The sequence below is a fragment of the Dactylosporangium cerinum genome, from assembly GCF_042653625.1.
GTDB lineage: Bacteria > Actinomycetota > Actinomycetes > Mycobacteriales > Micromonosporaceae > Dactylosporangium > Dactylosporangium cerinum.
In genome coordinates this window covers 1-13,729 of sequence record NZ_JBHSIU010000003.1, presented here as the reverse complement: position 1 = coordinate 13,729, position 13,729 = coordinate 1, and the positions used below count along the sequence as shown (strand labels likewise).

The following is a 13,729-nucleotide window of genomic DNA, read 5'->3' as shown; positions in this document are numbered from 1 at the left end:
GCGATCCCTCCCCTCAGTGCGCCACGGCCGCGGCGCCGTGCTCGTCGACCAGCGCACCGGTGGTGAACCGTTCGAGCGCGAACGGTGCGGCGAGCGGGTGGGGGCGCCCGCCGGCGATCGTGTCGGCGTAGACCCAGCCGGCGCCCGGCGTCGCCTTGAACCCGCCGGTGCCCCAGCCGCAGTTGATGAAGAGGTTCTCGACCGGGGTGAGCCCGAGGATCGGCGACGCGTCCGGCGACACGTCGACGATGCCGGCCCAGGTCCGCAGCACGTGCGCGCGGGCGAAAATCGGGAACAGCTCGACCGCGGCGGCGAGCTGGCTCTCGATGACGTGGAACGAGCCACGCTGGCCGTAGCCGTTGTACGCGTCGATGCCGGCGCCCATCACCAGCTCGCCCTTGTGCGCCTGCGACACGTAGACGTGCACGGCGTTGGACATGACGACCGTGTTGAGCACCTGCTCGAGCAGTTCGCTCACGAGCGCCTGCAGCGGGTGGCTCTGCAGCGGCAACCGGAACCCGAGCGACGCGGCCAGCACCGACGTGTGCCCGGCGGCGCACAGCGCCACCCGGCCGGCCTCGATCGTTCCCCGGCTCGTCGTGACGCCGGTGACCCGCTCGCCGTCGCGGACGAACCCGGTCACCTCACAGTTCTGGATGAGGTGGACGCCGAGGCGGTGCGCGGCCCGCGCGTACGCCCACGCGACGTAGTCGTGCTTGGCGATGCCGCCACGCGGCTGGAAGGTGGCCCCCATGATCGGGTACCGGAGATCCTCGGAGACGTTGATGATCGGCACGAGCTTCTTCACCTCGGCCGGGGTGAGCCACTCGGCGTCGATCCCGTTGAGCCGGTTGGCGTTGACCCTGCGCCGGCCTTCCCTGACGTCGGACAGGTTGTGCGCGAGGTTGAGCACGCCGCGCTGGCTGAACAGGATGTCGTAGTCGAGGTCGTCGGCGAGCGTCTCCCACAGCCGCAGCGAGTGCTCGTAGATCGCGGCGCTCTCGTCCCACAGGTAGTTGGAGCGGATGATCGTGGTGTTGCGGGCCATGTTGCCGCCCGCGAGCCAGCCGCGCTCCAGCACCGCGACGTTCGTGATGCCGTGGTTGAGGGCCAGGTAGTACGCGGTGGCCAGGCCGTGCCCGCCGGCGCCGACGATGACGACGTCGTATCCGCGCCGCAGCTGCGGCTCGGTCCACAAGAACTCCGGCGGCTCCGTCATGACCGCAGCCTTTGCATTTCCGGGTCGAACAGCGGTTCCGCGCGCACGACCGCGTCGACGCGTTCGTCGAAGTAGCCGATCTGCACGCACGTGCCGGGCACCGACAGCTCGGCCGGCAGCCACGCGTAGGCGATGCCGCGCCCGATCGTGTAGCCGTACGCGGCGCTGGTGACGTAGCCGACGCAGCGCTGCCCGTCGTACACCGGTTCCTTGCCGAGCACCACCTGGGCCGGGTCCTCGATGGTGAGGCAGGTCAGCTTCCGCCGGGGTGCGTCGCGCCCCTCGATGGCCGATCGTCCGACGAATTCGCCTTTTTTCAGGTGTACCGCGAAGCCGAGGCCCGCCTCGTACGGGTCGTGCTCGGGCGTCATGTCCACGCCGAACGCCCGGTACCCCTTCTCCAGGCGGAGGCTGGTGAACGCGCCCCGGCCGGCGGCGATGACGCCGAGGTGCTGCCCCGCCTGCCACAGCGTGTCCCACAGCTTCAGCCCGAGATCCGCGGTGGTGTACAGCTCCCAGCCCAGTTCGCCCACATAGGACAGTCGCAGCGCGGTGACCTGCACCGTGCCGACGTAGGTGCGGGTGCCGCGGAAGTAGCGCAGCCCCTCGTTGGACAGGTCGGTGGTCGTGAGCGGTTGCAGGAGCTGCCGGGCGAGCGGCCCCCACACCCCGACGCAGCAGGTGCCGGCGGTGATGTCACGCACGACGACGCCCGTCCCGACCGCCCGCCGGGTGAGCAGGTCCAGGTCGAGGTTGCCGTTGGCGCCGACCTGGAACTCCTCGGGGCCGACCCGCGCGACGGTGATGTCGCTGCGGATGCCACCGCGCTCGTCGAGCAGCAGGCAGTAGGTGACCGAGCCGACGGACTTGTCCAGCTGGCCGGTGCTCAGCCCCTGCAGGAAGGCGAGGGCGCCCGGCCCGCTCACCTCGATGCGCTTGAGCGCCGACATGTCGAACAGCGCGACCCGCTCGCGCGTGACCTGTGCCTCGGCGCCGACGATCGGCGACCAGTACCGGGCCGCCCACGCGTTGGGCCGGGGGATGTCACGGCCGTCGAGCAGGCCGGCGTTCGCCTCGTACCACTGTGGACGTTCCCAGCCGGACGCCTCCAGGAAGTACGCACCCAGCTCCTGCTGCCGCGGGTAGAACGGGCTGGTCCGCAGCGGCCGCGGCGCCTCCATCGGCTGCAGCGGATGGATGATGTCGTACACCTCGACGTAGTTCTGGCAGTCGCGCATGCGCACGTACTCGGGGCCGCGCTGGTGCGGCTCGAACCGGTTGACGTCGCAGTCGTGCAGGTCCGTGGTGGCGGCGCCGTCGACGAGCCACTCGGCGACGGCGCGGGCCACACCGGCGGAGTGCGTCACCCAGACCGCCTCGGCCACCCAGAAGCCGCCGACCTGCGCGGACTCGCCGAGCAGCGGCATGTTGTCGGGGGTGAAGGAGAAGAGCCCGTTGAACCCGGTGTCCAGCTTCGCCTCCCCCGTCGACGGCAGCAGCTGCAGGGTGTGCTGCCAGGCGGGGGCGAAGTCGGCCTCGGTGAACGGCAGCATCGACGGCATCGTCTCGGCCGCATCGACGGCGACGATCTCGTCCGCGTCGATCGGCAGCGGGCGGTGGCCGTACCAGCCGATGCCGAGCCGGTCGTGGCGTTCGCGGTAGTACAGGTCGTGGTCCTGGTGGCGCAGGATCGGGTGGGTCGCCTCGGCGGTCTGCCCGGCGAGCGCCGGGACCTGGCCGGTCCACGCCAGCTGGTGCGCGAGCGGCGTGAGCGGCAGGGTCATGCCGACCATGCGGGCCACGCGCGGGCCCCAGATGCCGGCGCAGCAGACCACGACGTCGGCCGGGAACTCGCCCTGGGCGGTGACGACCGCCCGCACCCGCCCGCCGGTGACCCGCACGTCGAGGACCTCGTGGCCGCCGAGGAACGTGGCGCCGCGGGCCTGCGCCGCGCGGGCCTGTGTTTCGGCGGCGGCGACGGTACGGGCAAGGCCGTCGCTGGGCACGTGCAGCCCGCCGAGTACCCGATCCGCCGCGATGAGCGGGTGCAGGTCGGCGCATGCCTCCGGCGGGATGATCTCCGCGCCGATCCCCCATGCGGTGGCCCAGCCGTGACGGCGGTGCAGTTCCGCGAGGCGTTGCGGCGTCGTGGCCAGTTCGAGACCGCCGACCTGGTTGAAACAGCCCAGCTCCACGTATTTGCGCACCGTGTACTGCGCGAAGTCGGCGAGGGTCTTGCTGCCGTTGGTCTGGAACACCAGCCCGGGCGCGTGCGAACTGGAGCCGCCGGTGGCGAACAGGGGTCCCTGGTCCAGGACGGTGACGTCGGTCCAGCCGCGCGCGGTGAGTTCGTCGGCGAGGGCGCACCCGACGATGCCGGCGCCGATGATGACGACCCGAGGCATGGCACCTCCACTTGTTTCGCTCTACGCAACGCACAACGTATTACGCAACAGTCTGCGGCGATGTCGCCGCGCCCGTCAATGGCGCGGCGACCGCTGCGAGCGATTAACCGAGCCAGGCCTTGACCTTGTCGGGGTTGGCGTCGATCCACTTCTTCGCCGCCGCCTGCGGCGTCATGTTGTTCACGGAGATGTCCTGGGCGACCAGGTTCTGGTCGTCGTTGGTCCAGTTGAAGTTCTTCACCACGGCCACCGCCGGGCTGCCCGAGTCGGCGAACTTCTTGCTCACGACCTTGTTCAGCGTGTACGGCGGGTACCCGCACGCGACCTTCTGCGCGTCGGCGTCACACCCGGCGGTGTACGGCGGCAGTTCCACGCGTACGAGCTTGAGTTCGCTGAAGAACCACTGCGGCTCGTAGAAGTAGCCGATGACCGGCTTCTTCTGCGCCTCGGCCTGCCGGAACGCCTGGATCAGCGCGGTCTCGCTGCCCGCGTAGACCACCTTGTAGTTCAGCTTCAGGTTGGTGACCAGCGCGGCGTCGTTGGTGACGAACGACGGGTCGCCGTCCAGGAGCTGGCCCTTGCCGCCGGATTCGGAGGTCTTGAACAGGTCCGCGTACTTGTTGAGGTTCTCCCACTTGGTGATGTCCGGGTACTGCTGTGCCATCCACGGCGGCACGTACCAGCCGATGTAGCCGGAGTTCTTGGTCGGCCCGAAGTCGACCGCCACCTTCTGCTCGGTGATGTACTTCTTGGCCAGGTCCTCGTGACCCCAGTTCTCGATGATCACGTCCACCTCGCCGGTGCCGAAGCCCTGCCAGGAGACCTGCTCGTCGATGTTCTTCTCCACCACGGTGCATCCGAGCTTGTCCTTGAGGACCTGCCCGAGCACCGCGCCGTTGGCCGTGTAGCCAACCCAGGCGTTCATCGCGAGGTTCACCGTGCCGCAGGGCTTGGCGCTACCGCTGGCGGCCGGAGTGCCACCACCGATCTTCTCGCCACCGCAGCCGGCGAGCGCCAGGCCCACGACCGCGGTGAGCGCCACCCACTGGACCGACCGTTTCGACGTACTCGACACCGCTCCTCCTTCTGTCGTTAGTCAGTGGTGCGCCCGCCCGGTCCGGTTGGCGGCCGCCCGCGCGGTCCGGTCCAGCAGAACCCCGAGCAGGACGATCGCGGCGCCGGCGGCGAGGCCTTTGCCGAACTGGCTGATCTGCGCGAAGCCGGCGACGACGTCGTAGCCGAGCGCGCCGGCCCCGACGAGGCCGCCGACCACGACCATGGAAAGGACGTAGATGATCCCCTGGTTGGCGGCCAGGGCCAGACCGCGTCGCGCCATCGGCAGCTGGACCTTGGTGATGATCTGCCAGGTCGTCGACCCGGAAGCGGTGGCGGCCTCGACGGCGGAGGGCGACACGCCCCGCACGGCGTCGGCGACGAGCTTGACGGCGGCCGGCGCGGCGTAGACGACCGCCGCGGTGATCGCGGTCAGCCGGCTCGCCCCGAACAGGCCGAGGAACGGCACGAGATAGACGAACGCCGGCATGGTCTGGCCAGCGTCCAGGACCGGCCGGATCACCCGGTCGGCGGCGGCGCTGCGGGCCATCCACACGCCGACGACGACGCCCAGGAGCATCACGATGACCGTGGCGACCAGGGTGGCCGCGAGCGTGAACATGGCGTCGTACCAGACGCCGAGGGCGACGATCAGCCCGAGGCAGCCGGCCGTGACGAGGGCCGCGACCCGCCCGCCGAGCAGCAGCGACAGCAGCACGACGGCGGAGCCGGTGAGGTACCACGGCCCCTCGGCCAGGACCGCCTGCAGCGGGTTGAGCAGGCCGTAGCTGATGACGTCCTTGAACGCGCCGGTGACCCCGGCGAGGTGCAGCTGCACCCAGTTCGTGGCCGAGTCCACCGCGCTGATGATGGTCCCGCCCAGGTCCGGGGCGGTGCCGGGGAACGTGGCGGCCCACACGTAGGTGTGCGAGAGGTACACGCAGACGATCGTCACCGCCGTCAGGGCGAGCACGGCGAGCCGCCGGTCGAACCAGGTCCGGCCCCCGGCGCGGTCGGTGCGGTGGGGCCGGGCCCGCTGGCTCGCGGCCGTCGTCGTGCGGTCCAGGACGATCGCCATGACGACGATCGCGAGCCCGGCGTTGAAGGCCACCCCGACCTTGAGCGTCGTCAGCGCGCGGATGATGGTCTGCCCGACGCCGGGCGCGGCGATGAGCGCCGCGATGGTCACCATCGACAGCGCCGCCATGATGGTCTGGTTCAGGCCCACCACGATGGTCCGCTTCGCCATCGGCAGCTGCACCCGGGTGAGGATCTGCCATCGGGTGGAGCCCATCGCCCGGGCGGCCTCGACGGTCGACTCGTCGACGTCGCGGATGCCGTGCGCGGTGATCCGGATGATCGGCGGTATCGCATAGATGAATGTCGCGATGACCGCGGACGCCGGCCCGATCAGGAAGAACAGCGCCAGCGGCGCCAGGTACACGTACGACGGCATCGTCTGCATGAAGTCGAGCACCGGGGTGACCACGGCGTCGACCCGGCGGTTCACGCCGGCCCAGATGCCCAGCGGCAATCCGAACAGCACGGTCAGCAGCACCGTGGCGAGGGTCAGCGCGAGCGTGTCCATGCTCTCCTGCCACAGCCCCTGCAGGCCGAAGAGCACGAAGCCGGCGGCGGTGAGCAGCGCGACGCGCCAGTTGCCGAACCCGTAGGCGAGGGTGGTGGCGATCGCCACGACGCCGAGCCAGCCGATCTGCGGCACCGGGCGATCGGCGCTCGGCTGGCTGATGAGGTGCTGGATGAACGTGACGAAGGCGTCGATCGCCGAGCGGATGTCGTTGAGGAAGTACACGAAGACCGGGTTGGAGTTCCGGCTCGCGCCGATCGCGTCGTTGAGCCGGTTCAGCCGCAGATGCACCGAGGTCAGCTCCGCGTTGTCGAGCGCGAGCGTGGCGTGCCCGCGCAGGACGACCCACAGCAGGAGCCAGACGGCGAGGACGACCGGCACGCCCCAGCGTGGGTCCAGGCGGGCGAGCCGGCGCCGTGGCACGCTCATCCCGGCCGTGGCCATCAGCCCTCCCCCGCCCGTTCCGCGGCGATCACGGCCAGGATCTCCGGCGCGCCGACCACCCCGAGGACCTCGTCGCCGGCCTGCACCCGGATCGGGCGGTCCGCGCCGAGCACGGCACGGACCGCGTCGCGGATGACCACGTCGGCGGCGAGCACCGGACCGTCCAGCGGATCGTCCGGCGTCGCGGGCCTGGCGATCCAGCGCAGCGTGAGCACGTCGGAGCGGGGCACGTCGCGGACGAAGTCGCGCACGTAATCGTCGGCCGGCGCGCCGACCACCTCGTCCGGCCGTCCGATCTGGACGATCTCGCCGTCGCGCATCACCAGAATGCGGTCGCCGAGCTTGAGCGCCTCGCTCAGATCGTGCGTGATGAAGACCATCGTCTTGCCCACCTCACGGTGCAGCCGGATGACCTCGTTCTGCATGTCACGGCGGATCAGCGGGTCGAGCGCGGAGAACGGCTCGTCGAAGAAGAGGATCTCCGGATCGACGGCGAGGGCGCGGGCCAGGCCGACGCGCTGCTGCATGCCGCCGGAGAGCTGGTCGGGGTACAGCTGCTCGCGGCCCGCCAGCCCGACCAGGTCGACCATCTGCTGTGCGCGGGCCCGCCGCTGCGCCTTCTTCTCGCCGCGTACCTCCAACCCGTACGCGACGTTGTCCAGGACCCGGCGGTGCGGTAGCAGACCGAAGTGCTGGAACACCATCGAGAAGCGGTGCCGGCGCAGCTCGCGCAGCTCGCCGGCGCCCGCCTCGCGGATGTCCTCGCCGTGCAGGAGGATCTGCCCGGCCGTCGGCTCCACCAGCCGGGTCAGGCACCGGATGAGCGTCGACTTGCCCGAGCCGGACAGCCCCATGACGACGAACACCTCGCCGGGCCGCACGTCGAAGGAGACGTCACGGACCGCGGCGACGCACCCGGTCCGGGCCATCAGCTCGGCGCCGCGCAGGTCGGCCTCGGGCCGGCCGATGATCTTCCCGGCCCGGGGACCGAAGATCTTCCACAGTCCCTTGACCGCGAAGACCGGCTCGAGCTGCTGCTCGGCGCCCTGCACGGGCACCTGGAGCACGGACATGCGCCTCACCGTCCCTCTGGTTCGGATCCGAACCACCGCTGCGGCCGCGGCCGGACGTTCTGCCAGATGTGCTTGGTCTCGCGATACTCGGCCAGGCCGCTCGGCCCCAGCTCCCGCCCGACGCCGGAGCGCTTGAAGCCGCCCCACTCCGCCTGCGGGACGTACGGGTGGTAGTCGTTGATCCAGACGGTGCCGTGGCGGAGCCTCGCCGCGACCCGCTGGGCCTTGCCGGCGTCCTGCGTCCACACCGCGCCGGCGAGGCCGTAGATCGTGTCGTTGGCGATGCGGACCGCCTCGTCCTCGGTCCGGAACCGCTCGACGGTGAGCACCGGGCCGAACGACTCCTCCTGCACCACCCGCATTCCGGTGTGGCACCCGTCGAGGATCGTCGGCCGGTAGAAGTGCCCGAGCCCGCCTTCGCGCCGGCCACCGCAGACGAGCCGGGCGCCCTCGGCCAGGCCCATCGCGACGTACGCCTCGACCTTGGCCAGGTGCGCCGCCGAGATGAGCGGACCGGCCTCGGCGTCCGGATCGAACGGGCCGCCGAGCCGGATCCGGCCGGCCCGCGCGGCCAGCTCGGCGACGAAGTCGTCGTGCATGCCGTCCTGCACCACGAGTCGCGCGCCGGCCGAGCAGACCTGGCCCGAGTGCAGGAACACGGCGGTCAGCGCGTAGTCGAGTGCGGTCTCGACGTCCGCGTCGGCGAACACCACGTTGGGGTTCTTGCCGCCCAGCTCCAGCGCGACCTTCTTCACCGTGTCGGCGGCGGCGGCCATGACCCGCCGCCCGGTGTCCAACCCGCCGGTGAACGACACCAGGTCGACATCGGGGTGTGCGGCCAGCGGCGCGCCCGCCGCCGGACCGGCGCCGAGCACGAGATTGGCCACGCCGGGCGGGACTCCTGCCTCCTCCAGCAGGTGTACCAGCAGGATGCTGGTCGACGGCGTCAGCTCGCTCGGCTTGAGGACGAACGTGTTGCCCGCGGCGAGGGCCGGCGCGACCTTCCACGAGGCCTGCAGCAGCGGGTAGTTCCACGGCGTGATGAGCCCGCAGACGCCGACCGGCTCGTGCACGATCCGGCTGATCGCGTCCGGGTTGCCGGTGTCGACGACGCGACCCGCGTCGGCGCCGGCCAGGCCGCCGTAGTAGCGGAACACGGCCGCGGCGTCGGCGACGTCGTACTCGCTCTCGACCAGCCGTTTGCCGGTGTCCAGCGACTCGGCCCGGGCGATCTCGTCACGGTCGCGCATGAGCAGGTCGGCGATGCGAAGCAGCATGGCGCCGCGTTCGACCGCGGGCGTCGACGGCCACCGGCCTTCGTCGAAGGCGGCCCGCGCGGCGGCGATGGCAGCCTCGGTGTCGGCCGGGCCGGCCTCGTCGACCGTGGCGACGTGCCGGCCGTCGGCCGGGCAGACGATGTCGCGCCGTCCGCCTCCCGAGGACTGCGTCCACTTGCCTGCGATAAACAGTTCCGGCATGAGACCTCGATGTCCGGGGCGCGTGTCTCTGCGGGGGTGTTGCTTAGGGCGCAACTCGTCTTGCTATGCGCGACAGTGTCCGCCCGGCAGACATCGGCAGTCAAGGCTTTCGAAGAGTCGTGAGCGATCCTCTACATCGCCGAAACGCGGTCGCGATGTTCGGGAACGTCCGGCAGCGTCCCGGGAGCGTCAGGACGCGCCCAGCCGGCGGGAGACCTCGTCGGCGCAGCGCCGTACGGCCTCGGCCACCTCGGGCACCCGCAGCGGGGTCAGCCGGAAGCTCGGGCCGGACGCGCTCACCGCCGCCACCACCGCGCCGTCCAGGTTGCGTACCGGCGCGGCGACAGCGGTCAGGCCGATCTCCAGCTCATCGACGGTCGTGGCGTAGCCGCGGGCGCGCGTGTCGACCAGTTCGGCCTCCAGCCGGGCCGCGTCGACCAGCGTGTGGTCGGTGTAGCGCTCCAGCGGCCGGGCGAGGCACTCGGCAAGCAGGTGCGGCGCGAGGTACGCGAGCAGCACCTTGCCGTTGGAGGTGGCGTGCAGCGCAAGGCGTTGGCCCACCCAGTTGCGGGTCTGCAGCGCCGACGGCCCGGCGACCTGGTCCACGTACAGCGCCGCGCCGTCCGCCAGCACCGCGATGTTGATCGTCTCGCCGACCTCCCGGGCCAGCGCCTCGCACACGGGCCGGCTCTCCTGCACCAGGTCGAGGCGGGCGGTGGTGGCGCCGGCCAGGCGCAGGATGCCCATGCCGAGCCGGTACTTGCCCCGGTCGACGTTCTGAGCCACCAGGCCACGGTTCTCCAGCGCAGTCACCAGCCGGAACGCGGTGGACTTGTGCACGCCGAGCTCCGCGGCGATCTCGGTGACCCCGGCCTCGCCCGCACGGGCCAGGATCTCCAGTACCGTAACCGCCCGATCCACCGACTGGACCGGCGAGCCGTTGTGTGAACTGTTGCCCATAGAGCAACAGTATGTCTCACCGGGGCGTACTCATGGATGGCCTCGGTCAGCATCGCCGAGGTGTCGGTGGATCGCGATGATCACGGCTCAGGCGTATCGCTCGACGAGCGCCCTGCCGATCGAGGCCAGGTGGTCCCGCACGCCCGGAGGGCCGGTCACCTCGAGCCATTCGACCAGCCCGGCGAGCTCGCCGGCGAGCACGTACTCGTCGTTGCCGCGGATCACGACCTCGACGCGGCCGTCGGTGGTGGGACCTCCCACCTCGAGCCGGCCGCCGAACCCCATCCGGAGCAGGCCTATCCCGTGCGGCACGCAGACCGCCCGGGCCTCGAGGGGCATTCGCTTGCGGTCGACCTCGTCGGCGATCTCGCGCCAGCTCCCGGCGAGGTCGAAGCCCTCGGGCCGGTGCACGGGATCGGCGGTCGGGTCGACGGACGACACGCGGTCGATCCGGAAGGTCCGCCGGCCGGCCTCGGTGTTGCAGATGAGGTACCACGACGGCCCTTTGGCGACGATGCCCAGTGGGTGGACGGTTCGCTCGGTTTCGGCGCCTGTGCGGTCGACGTAGCCGAGCCGCACCTGGACGCCGCGGATCACCGCGTCCTGGAGTTCGTCGAGGAGGCGCGGCGGGCGGTGCTCCACCCGATCCGCCCCCCATCGTCGGGGGTCCGTGACCAGCGCCGACGCGGCCGCCTCGGCCTGCACCCGGAAGGGCTCCGGCAGGGCATGGACGAGCTTGCGCAGCGCCGCTTTCACGGCCGGCGTCGCGGCCGAGGCCGGGCCGGCCACCAGGAACAGGGCGCGGGCCTCACCCGCGGTCAACCCGGACAGGTCGGTGCGGGCGCCGCCCACGAGGCGCCAGCCGCCGCCCCGGCCCTGCACGGAATACACGGGCACCCCGGCCATGCCCAGAGCGTCGAGGTCGCGGCGGGCGGTGCGCTCGGAGATCTCCAGCTCCCGGGCGACCTCTGCCGCTGTCACCTGCTCGCGCTGCTGCAGCAGAAGCAGGATGGCCATCAGTCGGTCGGCTCGCATCCCGACAACATTTCCACAGGAAACCGGTCATGGGGTGACCGGTTTCGGTCGGCAGGATGGCGGCATGACCACCGACTTTCAATGTGGTCAGCGCCCTGGGAGGAACCCTCGTGCCGCGGCGGCGTCGCGGCAGGCGGAGACGAGTACGTCGATGACCTGGCCGTGCTGGTCGACGGCGCGGTACACGTACCGCCAGACGCCGTGGGAACCGGAACCCGGCGAACGCTGAGTGCTTCACCGTTCAAGCCTGCCTGACCAGGGCATCGATCAATGCAACGGGCTCTGCGGCCGGCACTGCGGGCGTCGCCGTCGCGCGCACGGGTGGTGCGTCGTCCCCGGCGGCTTCCAGCTGTGCTGTGGCGTCCGCTGGTTCCTCGGGGCGCATGGGCCGCAGGCCGGGCGATGCGGTGGCCGCCAGCCGGCGGGCGCAGGTGGCCAATGCGACGACGGCGGCCTCCAGCGGGCCGCGGCCCACGGTGTACCGCACAGCGAGTGCGATGAACACCACGGCGATGAGTTGGACGAGACAGCCGGCTGTCGCACTGTAGGTGTCGTATTCGGAGTTGATGAACATGACGTGCGCGGCGTAGAAGCTCAGGGTCATACTGCCGACCGCGGCCAGCGGCACCAGCACGGCCGTGATCAGATGGCGCAGGAACCGGACGTTCACGTGGCCGAGCAGCAGCAGGAGGCCGAGCACGGCGACGGCGATTCCGGTGGTGCCCAGGATGTCGAACTGGGTGCTGGTGTGCGGGGCTTCGATGGTCAGCCACCACCAGGTCGACGACGGGGTGTAGCCGTTGCCGCCGAACGTGAGCAGGTCGTTGGTCTGCGCCACGCTGAGCCCGCTGGCCGGTTGCGCCGACCAGATGTGCGCCAGCCCGTACCGGTGCAGCAGGAAGGACGAGGCCGTCTTCGCGGCGACGGCGAGGACCGTGCCGCCGGCGAGCAGCACGGCCCCGGTCCGGATCTTGGCGAGGTTCAGTCGGCCGATGACGATCCCGGCGCACATGTAGGCCAGCCAGACCGGCGACGGGTAGAAGCCGGTGAGTGACAGTTCGGTGAGCATTCCGACCGGGTCGTCGGCCAGGCGAGCGAATGTCGGGTTCGCCAGGCTGGGTTCCGGCAGGTGCGGCAGCAGGATGTGGTTGGCGACCGGCCCGGCGGTGGCCAGGACCACGCCGATCACGGCTACGGCCCAGGTCCGCAGGAACACCAGCGGGATCGCCAGCAGGAATACCACGGCCAGGTAGGGCAGAATCACCGAGTTCAGCATCGTGTCGGAGCCGCTGAGGAACAGTCCGATCGTGCCGATCGCCAGTGCGCGGACGGCGAGCATCGCCACCGTGGGCCGGGCGTCGGCCCGGCGGACCGGCCGGCGGCCGGTCGCGAATGTGATGCCGACCCCGGCCAGCAGTGCGAACGCGGCCGCGGCCTTGCCGCTGAACGCGAGTTCCGACCAGGTCGGGTGGCCGGCGGCGTCGGCCTCGTACAGGGCGTGCAAGGTGATCATGCCTAACAGGGACACGCCCCGGGCGGCGTCCACCCCGACCAGCCGCGCCCGTTTCTGGTCCGGCGTCGCCGGTGGCGGCGGTGCAGTGCCGGCCGGGCTGGCCAGGTCGGGTCTCTGTGTCGCGAGCTGGGTCATGGCTGCATCCCGCATTTTCGAGGTCGAGTCCGAGGTCGATGCCGAGTTCGTCGATGGCCGGCCCGGCGTCGGTGTATCAGTCGTCGGCGGCCTCGGGGCGCGGCCCGGCAGCGCCGACTTGATCGGAGGAAGGAGTTGACGCCGTACGGACGGCGCTGACCGATGCTGGCAGTTCTCGGCTCAGGCCCGGGCCGGTTGGCAAAGATTTCTCACTACGAGATCACCCACTCGGCGAGGACGCCCTGAAATCGCCTGCCGTGCCATGCTGGCGACAGCCAGGGATCTCACGCGCTGCCTCATACGCCAGGCCCATCGCCCGAGCGGCGAAGCCCTCGATCGCGCTGTGGTGGCTCATCGACTCGCGCGGACTGCGCTGCAGCGAAGCCTGCGGACTGCGCTGCAGCGACGTCGAACTCGACTGCGGCGTGCGTCAACCGAGCAACGCGCCGGCGCGTCACCGTCGGCAAGACATGGCACGGCGCTGTCGACGTGTTCGTCCGCGCTGATGGGGCACACCGAACCACCAGCCACACCAGCTGCCGATTCCCCAGCTGATCCCGTCAGTCCGACGCCCCACCGATCCGGCTCCATGAACTCCGCCACGACGTCGCATCCATCGCCCACGACACCTACGCCGATTTCAAACCTGCACGGGTTGTCCGCTGGGTAGCACACGATCGAGTGGCGGCTCGGGCTGACGATACTGAGGTATGCCCTCCGCCCGGCGGTGCACCGGGCATTTCGGGTCGGGTTGGTCGAGTTCGTGCCAGGCGTCTTCGACGCACTTGCCGTCAAGCAGGTCGATACGCGCGGTGTGGCGACCCCA

At 70.9% G+C, this 13,729-nt stretch carries 10 protein-coding genes and 1 pseudogene; all 11 read right to left on the bottom strand.

The genetic code is table 11. The features are described from left to right. Positions 1–13: 13 nt before the first annotated feature. A complete protein-coding gene (locus ACFPIJ_RS00550; RefSeq protein WP_380112517.1) occupies positions 14–1,219 on the bottom strand; it encodes a sarcosine oxidase subunit beta family protein in 1,206 nt (401 codons plus the stop codon). Continuing rightward, entirely contained in the window at positions 1,216–3,624 is a 2,409-nt protein-coding gene (locus ACFPIJ_RS00545) for a GcvT family protein (protein ID WP_380112516.1), read from the bottom strand. The genes ACFPIJ_RS00550 and ACFPIJ_RS00545 overlap by 4 nt, the downstream gene beginning before the upstream one ends. Before the next feature lie 103 nt (positions 3,625–3,727). Continuing rightward, positions 3,728–4,699 (bottom strand): ABC transporter substrate-binding protein, encoded by a 972-nt coding sequence (locus ACFPIJ_RS00540; RefSeq protein WP_380112515.1) that lies wholly within the window; start codon positions 4,697–4,699, stop codon positions 3,728–3,730. 21 nt (positions 4,700–4,720) lie between these two features. Further along, positions 4,721–6,709, bottom strand: a complete 1,989-nt coding sequence (locus ACFPIJ_RS00535) for an ABC transporter permease subunit (protein ID WP_380112514.1) — start codon at positions 6,707–6,709, stop codon at positions 4,721–4,723. After that, complete coding sequence (locus ACFPIJ_RS00530) at positions 6,709–7,782, bottom strand: quaternary amine ABC transporter ATP-binding protein (protein WP_380112513.1); 1,074 nt, start codon at positions 7,780–7,782, stop codon at positions 6,709–6,711. Before ACFPIJ_RS00530 ends, ACFPIJ_RS00535 begins: the two co-directional genes overlap by 1 nt. 5 nt (positions 7,783–7,787) lie before the next feature. Then, positions 7,788–9,260, bottom strand: coding sequence for an aldehyde dehydrogenase family protein (locus ACFPIJ_RS00525; RefSeq protein WP_380112512.1), 1,473 nt, complete (start codon positions 9,258–9,260; stop codon positions 7,788–7,790). A gap of 189 nt (positions 9,261–9,449) precedes the next feature. After that, positions 9,450–10,220 (bottom strand): IclR family transcriptional regulator, encoded by a 771-nt coding sequence (locus tag ACFPIJ_RS00520; RefSeq protein ID WP_380112511.1) that lies wholly within the window; start codon positions 10,218–10,220, stop codon positions 9,450–9,452. 87 nt (positions 10,221–10,307) lie between these two features. Beyond that, positions 10,308–11,237, bottom strand: a complete 930-nt coding sequence (locus ACFPIJ_RS00515; protein WP_380112510.1) for a helix-turn-helix transcriptional regulator — start codon at positions 11,235–11,237, stop codon at positions 10,308–10,310. A 120-nt stretch (positions 11,238–11,357) separates the two neighbouring features. Beyond that, a pseudogene (locus tag ACFPIJ_RS00510) lies at positions 11,358–11,456 on the bottom strand (DDE-type integrase/transposase/recombinase); the annotation flags it as partial. Positions 11,457–11,496: 40 nt separating this feature from the next. Then, the gene (locus tag ACFPIJ_RS00505; RefSeq protein ID WP_380112509.1) at positions 11,497–12,903 is read right to left on the bottom strand and encodes a heparan-alpha-glucosaminide N-acetyltransferase domain-containing protein; all 1,407 of its coding nucleotides are present in this window, start codon (positions 12,901–12,903) and stop codon (positions 11,497–11,499) included. A 640-nt stretch (positions 12,904–13,543) separates the two neighbouring features. Continuing rightward, positions 13,544–13,729: hypothetical protein (locus ACFPIJ_RS00500; protein ID WP_380112508.1), on the bottom strand; the 186-nt coding region annotated here is incomplete at its 5' end.